Genomic DNA, 17624 nt, shown 5'->3' with positions numbered 1-17624 from the left:
CGGCCGGCATCGCGGTCGAATACGTCGATCCGGCCTACACGAGCCAAACCTGCTCGTCTTGTAAACAATTGGGCAGACGCACGAAGCATCGGTTCGTGTGTCCTCACTGTGGTCTCCGGGCGCATAGCGACTTGAACGCGAGTCGGAACCTTGCCCGGATTGGCGGAACGATGGTTCCGCCAAGGGCGGCCGTAAGCACGCCTAATGTTGGAGGTGCGGATGTTGGCAACCATGTCTGCGCTTCACGATAAAGCCTGCGACTTCAGTCGCGGGTTGTTTACTCGGCTCTTCGCTGAATGGAATGGGCGGAGGAGGCAGATTTGCCATTGAGGGATGGCAAGAAACGGTGTTCTTGCCATCCGTCTTCGACGGATTTTTTGATCGGGCAATCCGCCGTCAAGGAGGATCGACGAAGTCGAAGTGTCCTTGACGGCGAATCGCCAAGCTCGCGGCGTTTTACGGCTCTTTGGGCATGGACGTGAATAAGCATTTGCGATGGCCTTACAGTTGGGTCCGGAATGGAAGGTGACTCGAAGCGAGCTTTCTCCGGCGGATCCTACCTGGAAGAGCCGGCTCGATTTTCGAGAGGGCCATCGGTTCCCCTGTCCGGAATGCGGGCGTCCTTCTCCCGCGCACGACACGGTGGAGAAGCGGTGGAGGCACGTGAACTTCTGGCAATGCAAGACCGAGTTGATTGCGCGGGTTCCTCGGGTGGACTGTCCGGAGCACGGCGTTCGGTTGGCGGAAGTTTCCTGGGCCAGACCGGGGAGCGGGTTTACCCTGATGATGGAGGCGGTCATCCTGATGCTTTCCCAGGAGATGCCGGTTTCCCAGGTGGCCGAGATGCTCAAGGAGCAGGATACCCGGCCGTGGAGAATCTTGGAGCACTACGTGGAAAAGGCCTATCGGAAGGAGGATTGGAGCGAGGTGAAGCGGATCCTGGTCGACGAGACCAGCAGCAAGCGGGGTCACCGGTACGTGACCGCCGTTACCGACGCGGACAGCCGGAAGCTCCTCTTCCTGGTGGAGGGCAAAGGGAAGGAGACCTTGGAGGCATTTGCCAAGGAGATGCGGGAGCACGGAGCGGGTCCCGAGCAGATCGGGCTGATCTGCATGGACATGAGCCCCTCCTACATTTCCGGAGCCAAGGAGCACTTCCCCAGGGCGCAGATTGTCTTTGACCGCTTCCACTTCATGCAGATGGCGGGAGAGGCGGTCGACCAAGTACGCAAGGAATTCGTGCATCAGGGGCTGCTGCCGAAAGGAAGCCTCTGGGCGCTGCGAGGCAACGAATGGCCGCGGAGCGGGGAGCAGAAGAGTCTGCGCGCTTCCCTTTGCGCCACCTATCCCCGATTGGGAAGAGCCATCGGGCTGCGGGAGGCTTGGCAAGAGAGCCTTGCCCGAGAGGATCCTCAAGAGCTAAACTTTTTCTTGCCGCAGGCCGACCGCGGCCGGCTTGCTCCCTTTCGAAAGCTTTTCATGACGATCAAAAAGCACCTGGACGGCGCCCTTTTCCTCCACGGCCGCGTGCCCGGTCGCCTCATCGAGGCGACAGGCGGCCCTATCCGGCTCGCCAAGAGGATGGCCGTAGGGTTCCGAAGCTTCCGCGAGTTGCGGATCGCCGCTTTCCCCAAGGCCGGAAAGCCGAGGTTGAAGGTTTCCGCGTTGACCGCCTGAAACAGGGAGGATGCCCGTCGGAGAAGCATTATGCCGGTGAGCTTCGAGGTGGTCGACGGTCAGGAAGGGGGCTTCGACTATCCCAGCGATCCTTTCGACCGCGTCGTCGAGGCGCTCGATCGAGCGCTGGAGAGGCGCCGTCGCGGGGAAGTGGGCGATCGGCGATATGTGGCCGAGCTGGAACGGCTGGTGGAAGCCGTCCCGGATTTCATCGATGGGTATGCTCACTTGGGCTTTGCCCTGTATGACCAGGGGAAAACCAAGAAAGCTTTGGACATTTACCTCCGTGGGCTCGCTGTGGGTAAGAGGCTTATCCCGGAAGGCTTCGCTGGGCACATCCAATGGGCTCACCTGGGCAACCGCCCGTTCCTTCGTGCGCTGCATGGCGCTGCGCTCGGTTATGTGCGCCTTCGCAACCACCGAGATGCGGCCGGCATGATGGAGCGGCTGCTGGCCTACAACCCGAACGACAATCATGGCGTCCGCTATATGCTCGGGTCGGAATACCTTCGCCTCGGCGAAACGGACAAGGCGCGTGCGCTGTTGGAGTCGGAATGCGAGCACTTTCCTCCCTACTGCTATGAGCTGGCCCTTCTCCGTATGGAGGAGGGTGACTGGGTTAAGGCCGCGACCGCGTTGCGGCGGGGTTTTTGCGCCAATCCGTACATCGCGGAGATTCTCTGCGGCAACTCGGATCCCGCTCCCCTCGCGGTTTGGCATGAGACCAACTTCGCGGAGCCCGAAACCGCCAAGGAGTACCTGTCCGACTATGCGGATCGGTGGCGCCGCCGGCCGGAATTCGTCGCCTTCCTACGTTGGCTGTACAACCATTCCCGGGTGCTGTTCGAACGCGCCGCATTTCTCGCGTGCATGGAAGAGCTTCTCTGGAAACAGGACTTCCAACGGCGCAAACAGATTCTCGCTCGTATGGAGAAGGTAGTGGAGGAAATCGACGATCGGGTGTCCGAAGCGGTGGTCGCGAAGCGAAAGGATCGTGATGGCCGATCGATGTTTCCGTGGATGCATGCGCTCACGGGATAGCGGATAACGCTGCTTGAGCCGCGCGTTTCGTCGATAGCTCCAGCCAGCGCCTTTCCGCTACCGTCCGGACCATCGCGTCGATGTAGCGTCCTTGAATGAAGCGCTCCCCAAAAATCCGACCGGTGGCAAAACTGAAGAGAGGAGCCGCGGGAATGACGAGCAAACGAAGCAAATGGACAGGCCGGCGGCACGGAGCGGAGTTTCCGAAGACTCGGAAACGCGTCGGCTGGCGCCGCTCCCGCGGCCACCGGCTCGATGCAGAGGAAAGGGAGCGCAACCCGACACCTGGAGGGGGTTGGGTGCGAAGCCGCCTTCATCTCGAAGAATATGACGCCTTCTCCGTCCAGACGGCAGGCTGGTCCATCGCGGAGTGGCCCGCGCCCAGCGGGACCGGATGGGAATCGACGCGCCCTTTTTCGGCAGTTTGGGGTCCACCGCCGCAATATCCAGGGAAGGTCGCGCGGCGACGGCAGGGACACGGCGATCCAGGTTCGCTTCCTTGAGGCGGGTGGCTCGCCGCACTGGGTGACGTCGGAAGGACGCCGCGGGCCGGTACGCTGGGGTACGCGGGCTCTTCATTCGCCGCCCGGCCGGCTGGTCCAGGCAGCCGCGACGTCATTGATCTCCCCGATCATCAGCGGCTTCTTCAGCTTCACCCGACCGTCGAGGGCATCGAAAAAGCCATCAATCGCATCGGTCGGCCGTGTCGTCCGCATCGCCAACTCGCCAGCTGGCAGATTTTCAAACTCGACCAGTTCCCCCGGCTTGATCCCGAGCCGCCATAGCAAATCCCGCTTCAGCGTGACCTGTCCTTTCTGCCGTCACCGTCAGCGCCACCGTCGCAACCTCCTGTTCTCGGCAAGCGCAAGGACGCTTTTTCCATTGCCGACAAGGTGGAAGCCACATTGCGGCGGCCGCCGGATCGTTGCTTCCGGGACGCCGATTGTCTGACGATGCGAACGGGAACGAGCAAGCGAAGAGGGAAAACGCCTCCCGGCGTAACTCCGGAACGCGAGCTGCCCGCTCTGGTTGCGGCAAGATCCTTGTCCGACGGGGTTCCCTGGATCGCCCTGGACGCTCGGCGCGGAACGCGATCCCGCCCGCTTTTCTTCCAGTCGGAAGACCGGTCGGAAACCCGTAGCCGGCAGCGCTGCCTTATGCGGGCAGGGAATGGTCGATGAAGCTCTGCAAACGACCAGCGGTGGAGTCATCGATCTTGCTCCAAAGCCCTCGAACTCGAAACATGGCCCCACGGAAGAGAGCCGGCGAGCGACTGGAGAGGCGGACTGTCTTCCGTGCCCATGGGTAGCGAAGGGCCGCCTCGGCGATCCGTCGCACGTTCGCGATCGTGCCCGCCGGCGGGATGATCGATGCGCTCAGCCGCGACTACGAGAACATGACGACGATGATCTTCGGGGCGCCACCCGGATTCTCCCCGCGCAACAACAGGGCAGCGCTGTTCTGCTGTGACTAAAATAATAGATGCAGCTTAAATTCGGAGGAAATCTGTCTTGCCATCGGGGTTCACTGAACAGACGAGGAAAGGCCAGCAAGCCAGAAGGAGTATGGCCCCGCCAACGCCGCGCGACATTCCGGCGGCCACTCCTCCGACAATGAATGGGCTGACTCGCATAGCGTCAGGGTAACCACAGCGGCCCGCGCTGCCAGGCGAAATGTGGCTTTTGACGCGGCTTGCGAATTGATTCATAAATTTTGACACCGAAGCGGAGGGACGCGGGCGGGCAAAAGAGGGTCGTTGATTCATAAAAAATGACATCGAAGAACCACGGAGATCATGGAGATGAGTCAACAGGTTGTGGACGAGGTGCTTGGTCGGCTGCGCGAGCGATGCTCTTGGCAGGAGAGGAAGGGGAAGAGGCGGATACTCGAGGAGTTCTGCGAGCAGTGGAGCTATTAGCGCAAATCTGGGCGTGTACGGACCTTCCGGCCCTGGCAGAGTCGGTGACTCCACACCCCTGACCGGGAGACCGCCGTGCCGGTCGTCTACGCCCAGGAACCGGGACTGTCCGCCGAGGCCTTCCGCGACGTATTGATCACCTCTACCCTCGGCGAGCGTCGGCCGGTGGAGGATCTCGCTCGGCTAGAGCACATGCTGCGCAAGGCGGACCTCATCGTCACCGCCCGCGACGCAGGCCGCCTCGTCGGCATCTCTCGCGCGCTCACCGACTTTTCGTTCTGCTGTTACCTGTCCGATCTGGCGGTGGACGTCGCGTATCAGCGCCAGGGAATCGGCCGGCGGCTGATCGCAGAGACGCACGCGCTTGCCGGTCCGCTCGCCACACTGATTCTGGTGGCCGCGCCGAACGCTGAGTCCTACTACCCGAGGATCGGCATGACCCAGCACCCCTCCTGCTGGACGCTACCGCGAGCGCGCTGAGGCGGTGGTACGCCGCATCCGGAATGATGACGCCGGAGCACGGTAGGTGATCGAACTCGACCTGCTCCCGCTCTTTGCTCGACCGCCCAAATGGGCCATGTAGGCAGAACGAAGAACGCTTAACGTTCTGCTGCAGCAGTTGCGACATTACATAGCGGAAGTTCGGATAACGAGCGCGATGCCAACAACGAAAGCGCGTTGCCCCAACGGAGTTGGGGCTTGCTCATCGTTTGGGAATGCGAGTTGCAACCTGCCGAACGCCTCCAAGAGCGAATTCGGCACTTCCTGGGCCCACCGCGTTGGCCTACGTGTCAGGGTTCGCATGATCACCTTCTAGCCAATCGCCGTCCATTGCTGATCGGGCGTGCGGTGCTTCGGGAGGTTGCGGCAAGCTGAAAAGCCGAGGTAAAAGTATGAGAATCATCCTGCACAAGAATGCGAACGACCACGCCGGCGATCCGCACGGCGATTCTGGCGGGCAACGGGCAGCGATTACGAGTTGGCGACGGAGTTTCGCGTAACTCGGCGGACGATTCGTCGGTGGCGGAAGCGGGATAACGCCCGCGGACGCCAGCCATACCTCCCCATCATCTTCCGACGACACTCAATGCGGGACAGGAAGAGCTGGTCATCTACTTGCGTACGCAGCTCCGGCTGCCGCTGGACGATCTGCTGGCCGTCATCCGCGAATTTATCGAACCCTCCATGACCCGCTCGGCCTTGGGTCGGCTCCTGCGGGTGCCCTCGGCCCCTCGCGGTTGCCTCAACCGGAAAAACCGATCAATCCCACCCAATCCGTTAAAGTTTACCTGCCGGGCTATTTTCCTGTGGATCTCAAATACCTGCTCCAGATGGCCGACGAGACTTCTCGCCGTTATGTCTTCGTCGCCAAGGACCCGAGCGACCCGTTGGGTCTTCCTGGCGGTCAAGCGTGCAAAGACCCCAGCGGCCGCCCGCAGCTTCCTCCACGCGCTGGCCAAAGCGGCACCCGTCAAAATCCAAACCATCCTCACCGATAACGGCGAGGAGTTCACCGATCGCGTCTTCGGCCAAGAACCCAAGGATGCCACCGGATCCCATGAGTTCGACGCGCTCTGCCAAGCATTGGGAATCGAGCACCGCCTGACCAAGCCGAAGTCGCCTCGCACCAATGGCATGGTGGAGCGCTTCAACGGAAGATTGGCAGCTAAGGCCGACAGATTACTCGTTTTTTGTTCCGCAAAGCTCGAACCATATGGGACGGACTTCCCTCACAAGTCCCCATCGCGTGCTTCCATAGCCTCCCGTCAAAGCCCGACGGCACGCGCGGCATGATTGATTCCTTCGCTGATCATCGGATGCGGGAAGGCCATGTAGCTGAGGATCTCCGCGGTCGTGCCTTGCCGAACCGCTAGCGCCAGGGGCGCGATCAGTTGCGCAGCTTCGATCCCGGCGATCTGAGCGCCGATCAGGCGCCCCGTCTTCTTTTCGAAGAGCAGCTTGAGGAAGCCGTCTTCGCCGAAGATCTGGGCTCGCGTGTCGGTTTTGTATGAGTAGGTCGACGCGATGGTCGCCAGATTCTCACGGGCGGCCTCGGCCTCGGTCTGTCCAACCCAGGCTACCTCAGGCTCGGTGAAGACGGTGAAGGGGACCGACGGGAAATCCATCGTCTTGTTGCCGCGTCCTTCGCTGAGAATGTCGTCGGCGGCGACGAGGCTCTGGTAGACTGCGGAATGGAAGAGCATGCTCCGGCCGTTGACATCACCCGGAGCATAGATGTGCTCATGCTTCGTGCGGAGCCGGTCGTCCACGTCGATCTTCCCCTTCACCGGAAGGCCGAGGATCGAGACGCCTTCAGGAAGGACGGGCTCGCGCCCCGTCGCCATCAGCACGCAGTCCGCCTCGATCGACTTCGCCTCTCCCGCCTGCTCGTAGCGGACGAGGAGATCGCCGGACGCCCCCCGCTCGATGGCCGTGACCTTCGCGTTGACGAGGATGCGGAGCCGCTGTGCAAGAGCCGCGTGGAGGAAGCGGGCGATTTCGGGATCGACCCCCGGGAGGACTTCGCCCGTGACCTCGAGGACGGTGGCTTCGGCGCCGAGATTTTGGAGCATCGAGGCGGTTTCCAGGCCGATGTATCCCGCTCCGATCGCCACCAGCCGGCGAGGGAAGGGGAGATCGGCGCCGAGCCGGAAAAAGTCGTGTGAGGTGACGGCGAGCTCCGCACCCGGGATCGGAAGGACATGAGGTCGGGAGCCCGTCGCGAGGATCAGGTGCTTGGCGTGGTAGCGGTGGAGTTCTCCGTGCGCAGCGGCCACTTCGACCGTCCGCTCGTCGACGATGCGTCCGACTCCTTTGTGGAAAACCAACGAGGATGCTTCGATCTGGGCCCGATGCTGGGCGTAGCGGAGGGACTGGACCCGGTCCTTGTGGGCGAGAACAGCGCACCAATCGACCTCCGGCTTCGTTCCCCGCAAGCCGAAGAGGGGATACTTGTCCGGCCAAGTGCGGGCGAGGGAGGCTTCCCGTACGCTCTTCGAGGGAACGCATCCTTCCGCCAAGCAGTCGCCGCCCAGATTCCCGATCGGATCGGCCATGACGACCGATCGGCCGCTCTGGGCGAGACGAAAGGCAGCGGGATATCCGCCTCCCCCGGCTCCGAGGATCATCACGTCGATATTGGATTCGATTGTCATGTCATTGCCTCCAGCGCCGAAGTGCTCGACGTTTCGCGATTCTTCTACACAGGCTCGTAAGCGCAAGCCCAATATAGGGAAGAGAGTCCCTCGATCCAGGGCCTTTATGAACGGCCAAGTGATTCTGTGCCAGGGAGGAAAAAAAGGCTAAACACGAAGCGATTTTTCGATGCGATAGGCTCGATGAAACAGCTTTTCCATTTAGGAACAGCGGGGTAAAAATTGCCGGTTGCGAGCTTCGATTGCCAGTTCTCCCGAAGAAGTCGGATGGTTCGATGGGCAGTGGAAGGAACGCCACTATCTGGGGGCAGGGCGGTCGATGGGCGAGGATTTGTGCTAGGCCATTGCCCAAGATGGGGAGGCGGTGGCGCTGCTGGTTTGGAAGGCCGGCCTGCTACGCGCTCAAGGATTGGGATCAGTGGATTGGATGGAGCGCCGTATAGCGGATGGAACGGCTCAAGTTGATCATACAAAACCGGGGTTTTCTGCTGCTCACTCCCAAGGGGCAGGCGCCCAATCTGGCCTCCCAAGCTTTGGGAGCGGCCTTGCGGGCGTTGCCGGGGCAGTGGCGGGATCGCTTTGGCTACACTCCGCTTTTGGCCGAGAGCTTCACCGATCCGGAGGCATACGCGGAGACCTGCTACAAGGCGAGCAACTGGGAGGCGGTAGGCTACAGCCGCCATCGGGCCGATTTTTACCTGCCCAATGACCGGCCCAAGCGGCTCTGGCTGCGTCCTCTTTCGGCGCAAGCGCGGCAAACGTTGCGGGCGGCCCAAATTACCCGAAGAGTGCCGCGCCGGTTTGAGCGCGAGGCCCTCGGGCACGCTGCCGGTCAACGCCCAACAGCTCGAATCGTTGCTTGAGGTCTTTTGCAAAGCGCCCGATCCGCGCAAGAAGAACGCCCACTATCCGGTCGGGCCGGTGTTGACCTTGATTGGGCTTGCCGCTCAAGAAGGCCACCGGAGGCTTTCATCCGGTTCCCGGCTACAGTGTCTTCTACCAGGTGCCCACCCGCATGGATCCCGAAGCCTTCGCTTCCAGGCTCACCGACTGGTTGCGAGGACAGAGCGGCACGCTGCCACAGGCGCTGGCCTTGGACGGCAAAATGATTCGTCATCATAATGGCCTCCTGACCTTGGCTCAACAGGAGGATGGCGCGCCGCAAGCGGTGGCGGTCCACGACCAAAAGCAGGGCACGCCCCGTTGCGAACAAAGCGCGGCGGTGGCGCTGCTGGAAAAGCTGCCGGCCCTGGATGGCAAAATCATCACCGCCGACCCGTTGCACCGCCAGCGGCGCCAGGCCCGTCTCATCGTCGAAAAAGAGGACGATTACTTGTACGGGATCAAGGGAAACCAGCCTCGTTTGCTCCAAGAGGCTCAAGCCTTGGACGCCTTACCCGACCCCCCTTTTTACCGACAACCAAGCCGGTCATGGCCGGGTCGAAATCCGCCAGCTCCATGCCTTCTCCATCGAGCCCCTGGCCGTCGACTTCCCCTTTGCCCGCTCCCTGATCGTGGTGCGCAGCCAGCGCACGAAGAAAAAGGATGGTCTCACCAGCATTGAGTGCCGTTGCTACCTCTCCAGCGCGCCACCGGATCCGTATTCGTTCCAGAATGGTTGGGCTGGATCCGAGGACATTGGGGCGGAGCCGAAATCGGCAACCATTGGCGACGCGATGCCCGGATGGGCGAAGACCGTTCCCGCTCCCGCCAGCCCAACCTGCCGGCCGACTTGGCGCTCATCCGCAACGCCCTCCTCTCGCTCCTCTCCAAACGCCTCGGCGAACGATTCTGCTCCACCCCTCCACAATGTCTGGCCATCCTCGCCGCCGCATGAACTCCAAAACAAAAGACCCTGGCCCTCAAAACATGGCAGCAAACTCATCCGCAGCTCTTCCAAAAAACAGCTCGTAAGCATCCGAGACCTGACACGGCGAGTTTGACATCTCTTTGATGCGATTTTTATTCCCCTAGTGATCGGCTCGCTGAATCGGTCTAGGGTTGATCCATTCGCAGCAGGAAAAGAAAGGAAGGGATGATGCGTATCGGAAAAGGCATTTTGTGCGGGGCACTCCTGCTTTGCGCCGGAGTGATGGGTCTTCGAGCGGAGGAAAAGCAAGAGGTCACCGTCAAAGGGGAGATTGTGGATCTTTACTGCTACCTCGACCATGGGGCAGCCGGAGAAAAGCATTGGAGCTGCGCAAGGAAATGCATCAGCTTGGGATTGCCGGTGGGACTCAAGGGGGACGATGGCAAGCTCTATATACTCTCTGGAGAGCATAAGCCGCTAAAAGCCGAGGAGATCACCAAGAAGGAGTGGGTTACCGTCAAGGGCAAGCTGGTCAGCGCCGACGGTTATAACCTGATCGAAGACGCCGAAGTCCAGCCCTAGGCGTCTCGGCGACTTCCAGTCTGCTGGATCCAGGGTCCGTTTCTCGAGGGAAAGCAAGAAGGAGACGAGTCGCCTGCAATCGCAGCTTCGCTCGAAAATCGAAGAACGAGGATGAAGTTCCGCAGGAAACCGGAGAATACAAATTCGCAAAAGCGCGTGCCGTTACATTAACCTGGTTGTAATTACGTTTTGCTAGCGCTAAACTCTTTCTTAAGAAAGGAGCAGAATGCCCCAGGAAAAGAACGAGCATGGAGATCCGATGGAAGGATCGCAAGGCGTCGGAAGCACGGTCACCGCGCGGGAGTCTGGCCATCACGAACACCAGGTCGAACTTTCGTGGTGGAGGCGATACGTGTTTTCCACCGATCACAAGATGATCGGCATCCAGTACATGATCACCGCCTTGTTCGTCACCCTCTTCGCCTTTGGTCTGATGGTGGTGATGCGCTGGCAACTCTCCTACCCTGGAAAGCCCGTGCCGGTGATTGGTCCGCTCTTGACGGCGGTCTTCGGCGCCAACATGGCTCCCGGTGGCGTGATGACCCCGAATCTCTACAACTCCTTCGGCGCCATGCATGGAACGATGATGATCTTCATGGCGGTCGTTCCCGCGCTCTTCGCCGGCTTCGGCAACTTCATCGTCCCGTTGCAGCTCGGCGCGCCGGACATGGCCTTTCCTCGCCTCAACATGGCGAGCTTTTGGAGCTACTTCGTGGGTGTGGTGATCATGCTCGTGAGCTTTCTGGTTCCTGGCGGAGCGGCAAAATCGGGTTGGACCTCCTATCCTCCCCTGGCCGATATCGCCGATACGGGAATGGGCTTCGAACCGATTCTCAACGGGCAGACTCTCTGGCTGATCGGCATGGTCTTCAACATTACTGGATCGCTCCTCGGCTCGATCAATATCATTGCCACGATCATTCAGCTTCGTGCCCCCGGCCTGGAGTGGATGCGGCTGCCCGTCTTTGTCTGGTCCGAGCTGGTCACGGCTTTTCTCTTGCTCCTAGCATTTCCGCCGCTCGAATCGGCGGCGATCCTGCAGCTGATGGACCGGCTTTTCGGAACCAGCTTCTTCTCGCCCGACGGCCTTGTCGTCGGAGGCCGCCCCTGGCCGGCGAGCGGGGGCGGCTCGGCCCTACTCTGGCAGCATCTTTTCTGGTTTCTCGGTCATCCCGAGGTCTATGTGACGATTCTGCCATCCATGGGGATCGTGGGCGAGGTGTTCGCGAACAACACGCGCAAGCCCTTGTGGAGCTACAAGATGTTCGTCTATTCGATGCTCGCGATCGGCTTCATTTCGCTGCTTGTCTGGGCCCATCACATGTACATGACCGGCATGGGACAGAGCGTCAGCATCTTCTTTCAGGTTTTCACCATAATGATTTCGATTCCGTCGATTATACTGGGAACGGTACTCCTTCTTTCTTTGTGGGGTGGATCGATCCGGTTTTCGGCTCCCATGCTCTTCGCCCTTGCCTGGCTGCCGATGTTCGGAATCGGCGGCCTGACCGGCCTGCCACTCGGCTATAGCGCTTCGGACATGGTGCTCCATGATACCTACTACGTGATCGGCCACTTCCACTACATGATGGCCCCAGCCGCGCTCATGGGGCTTTTTGCCGGGATGTACTACTGGTTCCCCAAGGCAACCGGGCGGATGCTGAACGAGTTTTGGGGAAAGGTGCATTTCTGGATGACGATCATCTTCTTCAACGGGATCTTCTTCCCCATGCTGATCCAAGGGTACGCCGGAGTGCATCGTCGCTGGTACGATGGAGGAGCCGGCTGGCAGATGGCGCAGCCCGTGCTCTGGCTCAACCATGTGATGTCCATCTCGGCATGGATTCTTGCGCTTGGGCAGATTCCATTTATCATCAACTTCTTCTGGAGCATATGGCGAGGCAAGAAGGTCGAATCGGACAATCCATGGCAAGCGACTACTCTTGAGTGGGCCACTCCCACTCCTCCGGGACACGGGAACTTCCTCCATCCCGTGGAGGTCTATCGTGATGCCTACGAATATAGTGTTCCTGGAGCCTCTCGTGATTTTCTGCCGCAATGGGAGCGGGAAGAAAGCAGAGTCGCGGAACCAAAACTTTCCTCTGCATAACGGAAAACGAATCAAGGGATGGAACTGGAAATCCTGTACGCCACACCACGCAGCCGGATACGCGCTCGTACAACGCGAAGATCGGCATCTGGGTTTGCCTGGCTGCGGAGTTCATGCTCTTCTGCCGCCTCTTCTCGGCGAACATCTTCCTCCGCATGAGAGCGACCCATTGACCGCACCACCTGCTGAACGTACCGCTGAGGCTCTTTAACACCTACTTGCCGTAATCAACGTTGCCGCCTCCTACCTCCCTCTCGGCGAAGGAAACATCGGGGTCGGGCTGGTCGTCGCCGGAACGCAGGCGATCCTGGTCCTGGGAATCCTGATGCACTTTGTTTGGGAAAAGAAGGCTGTGCATTACCTCGTGGCCATTGCGCTTGGTTCACTGCTGGTGTTACTTGTGGTGTTTCTCTGGTGCTATATCGATCAACTCAACTCTGTAAAGTAGATCAAATATGTCGCTTCGACAGTTTCATCTCGTCTTCGTGACGGTCGTTACCTGTCTTTTTCTCGGACTGGGAGGTTGGTTGCTGAAAGCTTACTACGATCATCAAGAGGGATTGCTTCTCTGGTTGGGCGGGGGCTCTTTTGCGGTTGCGCTGTTGGTAGTCGTTTACGGGGCTTGGTTCCTGCGAAAGACTCGTCGATTGGGACTCATCGAATGAAATCGCGAATAAACAAGCTCCTGTCCGTAGGCGGAGGTCTCCTCTTCTTCGGGGTGCTTGGGTTCCTCGCGATTGGACATGCCTTCTATTGGTCGGCGCTGAATGTCCCTGCGCTTGGGCATGAGCCCGGAGACGCCGCAGCTTGGACGCTGGTGGCAACCGCGTTGATTCCGCTGGGAGGCGTGGCGCTGCTGATCGGGACGCTCTATCGGCGCTCTCGGAACCCCCCGCCAGCTTACGCGGAGTTCCTCGAAGAGGCGGATGAAGAAAAAGTCGATGCCGCTGGAAAACCGTCAACGCCGATTTAAATTGACCCATTGTTTTCGAAATCGCCGATCGAAATTGACTCTCTTGCATTTTGAAGATCGAGGAATGGGCTCGATAGAACGGGAGTGGGCTCAACCGATGGAGGATGCGGGTTGTTCTGGCGGCGGCAGCCAGGGCGGCGAGACCTGCTCCCACAGCCAGGTTGGCTCGGCCGCCATGAGTAGGAACAACTGTCCTGAAGTTGTTCCAACCGCTGGAAACAACCTCGCCCCTTGGTTTGGTCAAACGGTTGGAGAAGCGGCATTCTCGATCGCTTCCGGCATCCTTCTAAGCATCTGAGCCGATTTCCGCTTGGGCTCTTCGTTGAATGGAATGGGCGGAGGGAGCGGATTTGCCATTGAGGGATCGCAAGAAACGGTGTTCTTGCCATCCGTCTTCCGCGGATTTTGTGTCCGGGCGATTTGCCGTCAAGGACACTCCGACTTCGTCGATCAGGCACGCAAGCAGTTCGCGCGTCAGGGGCTGCTGCCGAAGGGAGTCCTCGGGGTGCTGCGGGGCAACGAATGGACGCAGAGCGGGGAGCAGAAGATTCTGCGCGCTTCCCTTTGCGCCCTCTACCCCAGATTGGGAAGAGCCATTGGGCTGCGGGAGGCTCTGCAAGAGATCCTTGCCCAAGAGTTAAGCTTATGGCTCCAGTGGGCCGGCCGCAGCCGGCTCGCTCCCTTCCGAAAGCTTTCCAAGACGATCAAAAAGCAGCTGGTCGGCGTCCTTGCTTTCCTCGGGAGCCGGGTGACCAATGGTCTCATCGAGGAGAAACGCGGCCTCATCCAGCTTGCTAAAAGGATGGCCAGAGGCTTCCGAAGCTTCCGGTACCTGAAGGATCGCCGCTTTCCTCAAAGCCGGAAAGCTGACGTTGGATCTTCCTATCGTAACCTCATAACCCACGAACAGCAGCGAAGAGGCACGATTTTTTTCTTTTTTTGAGACGCCACCTTCAGGGTAACTGTCCGCATGGCTTCCGCTCTTGAATCAATCCTGGATGCAAATCAGCGATATGCGCAAGACTTTGGGGAAAAGCGAAATCTGGCGATGCCGCCGTCGCGTCGTTTCGCTATCCTGACGTGCATGGACGCGCGGTTGGACCCCGCAAAGTTTGCGGGCTTGGACGAGGGGGACGCCCATGTGGTCCGCAATGCGGGAGGGAGGGCGAGCGAAGACGCGATCCGCTCGCTGGTGATCTCCTACAAGCTTCTGTGAACCCGGGAATGGTTTGTCATCCACCATACCGATTGCGGCATGGAGACCTTTTCCGACGGGATCATGCGCGGCTTGCTGGCCAAGAGCCTCGATCACGCCGTTCTGGAAAGCGACGGATGGCACGATCGAGGATCCGGCTCGGGCACGTCGGAAGGCCAGTATATCGACTGGTTGACGATTCGACACCAAGAGGAAACCATCGCGGAGGATATCCAGCGTCTCCGTCGGCATCCGCTGGTCCCCCCTTGGATTCCCATCCTCGGATTCCTCTACGACGTCCGCTCCGGCGCCTTGCGCCCAGTCGGGGCGGCGATCTCGGCCGGGAGTGCTTACTAGCCGCTGTCGGCGTGGGTCTTGACGGCCAGCCGTCGGATCGCGTGAAGCGCTCCTCTACCCCTTAATGGGACAACGCTTTATCCTTCTGCTTGGTCGCGCAGGTGTTGATCCTCAAGAGGCTCCAGACCGGGCAGAAGCCCGTAAGACCGGTGAGGAGCGGAAGCAAGCCCACGACTCCCCACCACTTGGCCGCTCCGGGGAGCGTCAGGGGCAACAGGATGAGGAGAAAGAGACCCGCGCTGACGCGAAGAATGCGCTCTGTCTTTCCTTCATTGATTGTCATATTTAGTCCTTTTTTTAATCTATGCCGGAAAGCGGCTCAGAGCAACCGCTCCGCCTTATCTCCAGAGTGGGTCGTTTCACAAAACGAAAACAATCGTAGTTCAAGCGCGCGGCAAGAGCCGCGGCGGTCGCGTCAATCCGAATCGAACGGAAATCTTGCTCGATCCTGCCTCAGGAGGACCTCTTGGGTGCGAAAACTCCTCGCAAGCGAATCAACTTGAATCTCTCCCGAGCGGAAGCTCGCGCTGGAGAGAAATGGGGGCCAGCAACCTCAATGAGGTGGATGAGCCTGTTCCCGGGTTCGATGATGAGCTGAGAGTCAGAGGAGAAAATGCGTTCAGGGATTCCCGGTTTCCAACTCCTTGGCGTACTTTTCCAAGACGGTCGCGTCGGCCTTCATCAGGTCTGCCTTCATCCGCAGCTTGCGCGCCGTGGCTTTGGGGTTCTTGGTCTCCGCCACTTCTCGGATGAACTGATCCCAATTTTCCCCCATTCCTCCACCCATGCCACCCATGCCACCCATGCCACCCATTCCGTGGCCCATGCCGTGCTTCATCCCCTCCATCTTATGGCCTTCGTGCTCGTCTTGATCGTCGGCGGTCTGCTCTGTGTCGCCCTTCTTGGATCCCCCTTGGTGTTGCGCGTGCAGGGGGAAAAGAGAAAAGCCTCCCAGCAAGCCGAGAGAGCAGAGCAAGAGCAAGGATTTCGTAGACCATGTATTCTGTTTCATGAATGTTTTCCGCATGGAGCCAGCGGGTAGTCGCGCAGATCTGCGCGCCATTCCAAAAGCTCCACAATTCTTTCGTTCGTGTCATTACATCACGGCCGCCGGCGCAAAGCCAGCGTTTCCCTCTTTGGAGTCGATTCAGAAAATGGAAAATAGAACACGTTAAGCCGTTTGCACTGGCCGTAGCGGTCTGAGCTTGTCAGCGCCGATCTTGGCGCTGCTGCGCCAGGGGGAATCGCTGGTCGGATCGATGTGCGCCCAGCCCAGCGGCGAAAGATACGGTGGTAGCCGCTCGTCGGTCTTCTTGCCTGTGTCGCACAGCGTCTGGACTGCCCGTTCCAGGTAGCCCCCCGTGTCTGACTTCCACCAAAACGAGCTACACAGCCTCCCTCGGTGACCTGACAGAGGAAAGTGGCGTACCACTTTTGGCTGGATAAGGGCGGTGGATTGCTGCGGCGCAGCCGCCTTGCGCAAGCCCCTATTCCAGCAACCTATCCCTGTAAGGCTGGAGGAGGCGCTGCACACGGCGGGCGCTCACCGCGAAGGTGGACGGCGGAAACGTCAAGGCGGCGGGGTAGCGACCGATTTCCAGAAATGAAGCCATTTCTCGGCCTTCCTGGGTGCGCGCTTCGACGCGCCAGAGATCTTGCCATTGTGTGCCAAAGAGCCACCAGCGGTTGCGGCCCTCCTTCCACCAACCGATGAGGGGCGGCGGACCGAGAAAGGAGGCGAGCCGCCCGTAATCGAGCGGGAGGAAGGGATGAAGATGCAAGTTCACACTCCCAGGCATGCCCTCCCGCTCCCACTTTCTTTCTTTTTCCAGGAGTTCTTGGCGGACGGCGGAAATGGCGACGGACTCCGATGAAAACGACGTCAAAAGAAGCCTCGCTTCGGGAAGATCCGCCATCCGGTCCACGGCAAAAGAAGGCAGCACCCCCACATCGATCGTGTCGGTGAAATGATCCTCTCCCGTTTTTTCCTCCGTGAACCAGACCCCGCTCAGCATGGTCCTTACTGCGGTCCGTTCCGTCTTTCCTGTGACCTCTATAATCGCGGCGCCCTCTCCGAGGGTCCTCAACAGCAACTCCTTTTCGTCTGGAGTTAGGTTCGTCAGAGGAATCGAGTGGGGCGGCTCCCACAAGCGCTGGCCCTGCAGCACCCGCTCGAGCGTAAGGAGCACGCGTTTGATGCGAGGTGAAAGCCTTTCAGGCGGGAAGGATGGACGGTCTTTTTTGCCGGCTGGCTCAACCGCACGCGGCGATCTTCTCGTGGAGTGCATAGGACATTGCGGAAAGCAAGGGAGTCCACATTCCCACGCGAAAAAACGCTTTACGGGCTCCATTTCCGGCGGAGACTCGAGGCCACGCGTCGGGAGGCATAAAGCCATCAACACGAAGGAACTGGGGCTTCATTTGCGAAAGCCAAAACAGCGAGCGTCACATTTTGTGAGCCGCTTCGAAGAAACTGCAAATGAATTTTATTGAGGAACATATCCTCGGGAGAGGTAAGGGGAGGTGCCTAGCCGCTGTAATCGTATTTCCTAGATAGTGGGTGACTTCCGGAGCAAACATCCCGAGAGGAATCGACCGTCCTCCTTTCGGGAACTTGGTCCGGGCAGGCGGAAGGCGCCGTTGGCGTGAGCGTGGGGCAAGAATTGTGGGCGCAAGTGAAATCTGTGGCACGGATCGAGTGAGCATCGAATGAAGTGCTCCCTAAAAATCCGACCAGTGGGTAAGCTAAGAAAAGGAAGCCACTGGAATGATGGAGAGAACAAGCAAACGGACGGGTGAGTGGCCC

The 17624-nt window shown here is 59.7% G+C and carries 20 protein-coding genes and 2 pseudogenes; 17 read left to right on the top strand and 5 right to left on the bottom strand.

Translation table 11 applies throughout. The features are described 5' to 3' along the window. The 4 genes from A37A_RS18665 to A37A_RS19775 all read left to right on the top strand — a co-directional run. Positions 1-251 (top strand): zinc ribbon domain-containing protein (locus A37A_RS18665; RefSeq protein WP_155996569.1); only part of this gene is annotated, 251 nt, incomplete at its 5' end. A gap of 244 nt (positions 252-495) precedes the next feature. Beyond that, positions 496-1677, top strand: a complete 1182-nt coding sequence (locus A37A_RS0100375; RefSeq protein ID WP_018289571.1) for an ISL3 family transposase — start codon at positions 496-498, stop codon at positions 1675-1677. A gap of 30 nt (positions 1678-1707) precedes the next feature. Next, a complete protein-coding gene (locus A37A_RS0100370) occupies positions 1708-2718 on the top strand; it encodes a lipopolysaccharide assembly protein LapB (RefSeq protein ID WP_018289570.1) in 1011 nt (336 codons plus the stop codon). Between the two features lie 152 nt (positions 2719-2870). Then, the gene (locus A37A_RS19775) at positions 2871-3221 is read left to right on the top strand and encodes a hypothetical protein (RefSeq protein ID WP_020493808.1); all 351 of its coding nucleotides are present in this window, start codon (positions 2871-2873) and stop codon (positions 3219-3221) included. A 72-nt stretch (positions 3222-3293) separates the two neighbouring features. On the opposite strand, the pseudogene A37A_RS21935 reads toward A37A_RS19775, so the two are convergent. After that, a pseudogene (locus tag A37A_RS21935) lies at positions 3294-3624 on the bottom strand (AbrB/MazE/SpoVT family DNA-binding domain-containing protein). A 1087-nt stretch (positions 3625-4711) separates the two neighbouring features. Here A37A_RS21935 and A37A_RS0100335 point away from each other — a divergent pair. From A37A_RS0100335 to A37A_RS20950, 3 genes are all read left to right on the top strand, one after another. Beyond that, entirely contained in the window at positions 4712-5116 is a 405-nt protein-coding gene (locus A37A_RS0100335) for a GNAT family N-acetyltransferase (RefSeq protein ID WP_018289565.1), read from the top strand. A gap of 435 nt (positions 5117-5551) precedes the next feature. Beyond that, positions 5552-5674, top strand: a complete 123-nt coding sequence (locus tag A37A_RS21665; RefSeq protein ID WP_255324838.1) for a hypothetical protein — start codon at positions 5552-5554, stop codon at positions 5672-5674. A gap of 318 nt (positions 5675-5992) precedes the next feature. Continuing rightward, positions 5993-6430, top strand: a complete 438-nt coding sequence (locus A37A_RS20950) for a DDE-type integrase/transposase/recombinase (RefSeq protein ID WP_018289564.1) — start codon at positions 5993-5995, stop codon at positions 6428-6430. Here the strand turns inward: A37A_RS20950 and A37A_RS0100325 are convergent. Then, on the bottom strand, positions 6403-7791 hold the full coding sequence (locus A37A_RS0100325) for a dihydrolipoyl dehydrogenase (RefSeq protein ID WP_018289563.1): 1389 nt from the start codon (positions 7789-7791) through the stop codon (positions 6403-6405). The genes A37A_RS20950 and A37A_RS0100325 overlap by 28 nt on opposite strands. Before the next feature lie 446 nt (positions 7792-8237). On the opposite strand from A37A_RS0100325, the gene A37A_RS20945 reads away from it, so the two are divergent. The 10 genes and pseudogenes from A37A_RS20945 (at position 8238) to A37A_RS21930 (ending at position 14818) form a co-directional block, all read left to right on the top strand. Then, positions 8238-8654 carry a Druantia anti-phage system protein DruA gene (locus A37A_RS20945; RefSeq protein WP_018289561.1) on the top strand — a complete coding sequence of 139 codons (417 nt, stop codon included), beginning with the start codon at positions 8238-8240 and terminating at the stop codon, positions 8652-8654. Between the two features lie 77 nt (positions 8655-8731). After that, a complete protein-coding gene (locus A37A_RS20940; RefSeq protein WP_231363703.1) occupies positions 8732-9355 on the top strand; it encodes a hypothetical protein in 624 nt (207 codons plus the stop codon). After that, the gene (locus A37A_RS0100310; RefSeq protein WP_020493805.1) at positions 9356-9628 is read left to right on the top strand and encodes a DDE transposase family protein; all 273 of its coding nucleotides are present in this window, start codon (positions 9356-9358) and stop codon (positions 9626-9628) included. It abuts the gene before it with no gap. 198 nt (positions 9629-9826) lie between these two features. Continuing rightward, on the top strand, positions 9827-10183 hold the full coding sequence (locus tag A37A_RS0100305; RefSeq protein ID WP_018289559.1) for a hypothetical protein: 357 nt from the start codon (positions 9827-9829) through the stop codon (positions 10181-10183). A gap of 259 nt (positions 10184-10442) precedes the next feature. Beyond that, positions 10443-12293 (top strand): cbb3-type cytochrome c oxidase subunit I, encoded by a 1851-nt coding sequence (locus A37A_RS0100300; protein WP_051076263.1) that lies wholly within the window; start codon positions 10443-10445, stop codon positions 12291-12293. 455 nt (positions 12294-12748) lie between these two features. Beyond that, on the top strand, positions 12749-12958 hold the full coding sequence (locus tag A37A_RS0100285; RefSeq protein WP_018289555.1) for a hypothetical protein: 210 nt from the start codon (positions 12749-12751) through the stop codon (positions 12956-12958). Then, the gene (locus A37A_RS0100280) at positions 12955-13266 is read left to right on the top strand and encodes a hypothetical protein (RefSeq protein WP_018289554.1); all 312 of its coding nucleotides are present in this window, start codon (positions 12955-12957) and stop codon (positions 13264-13266) included. The genes A37A_RS0100285 and A37A_RS0100280 overlap by 4 nt, the downstream gene beginning before the upstream one ends. Further along, positions 13220-13564: a hypothetical protein gene (locus A37A_RS0100275; RefSeq protein WP_155996366.1), complete on the top strand. Its 345-nt coding sequence runs from the start codon at positions 13220-13222 to the stop codon at positions 13562-13564. The genes A37A_RS0100280 and A37A_RS0100275 overlap by 47 nt, the downstream gene beginning before the upstream one ends. A 78-nt stretch (positions 13565-13642) precedes the next feature. Continuing rightward, positions 13643-14209, top strand: coding sequence for a transposase (locus tag A37A_RS14760; protein WP_231363702.1), 567 nt, complete (start codon positions 13643-13645; stop codon positions 14207-14209). Between the two features lie 27 nt (positions 14210-14236). Next, positions 14237-14818: pseudogene (locus tag A37A_RS21930) on the top strand (beta-class carbonic anhydrase). 61 nt (positions 14819-14879) lie between these two features. Here the strand turns inward: A37A_RS21930 and A37A_RS0100260 are convergent. From A37A_RS0100260 to A37A_RS0100250, 3 genes are all read right to left on the bottom strand, one after another. After that, positions 14880-15101, bottom strand: a complete 222-nt coding sequence (locus tag A37A_RS0100260) for a DUF2892 domain-containing protein (RefSeq protein ID WP_018289549.1) — start codon at positions 15099-15101, stop codon at positions 14880-14882. Between the two features lie 336 nt (positions 15102-15437). Beyond that, positions 15438-15830, bottom strand: a complete 393-nt coding sequence (locus A37A_RS20340; protein WP_018289548.1) for a hypothetical protein — start codon at positions 15828-15830, stop codon at positions 15438-15440. A gap of 475 nt (positions 15831-16305) precedes the next feature. Next, a complete protein-coding gene (locus tag A37A_RS0100250) occupies positions 16306-17007 on the bottom strand; it encodes a hydrogenase expression/formation C-terminal domain-containing protein (RefSeq protein ID WP_018289547.1) in 702 nt (233 codons plus the stop codon). Between the last annotated feature and the right edge of the window lie 617 nt (positions 17008-17624).

The organism is Verrucomicrobium sp. 3C, assembly GCF_000379365.1.
Classification (GTDB): Bacteria; Verrucomicrobiota; Verrucomicrobiia; order Methylacidiphilales; family Methylacidiphilaceae; genus Methylacidimicrobium.
Note: the sequence above shows the minus strand (reverse complement) of the source record. Positions and strands in the feature narration are given on the sequence as shown.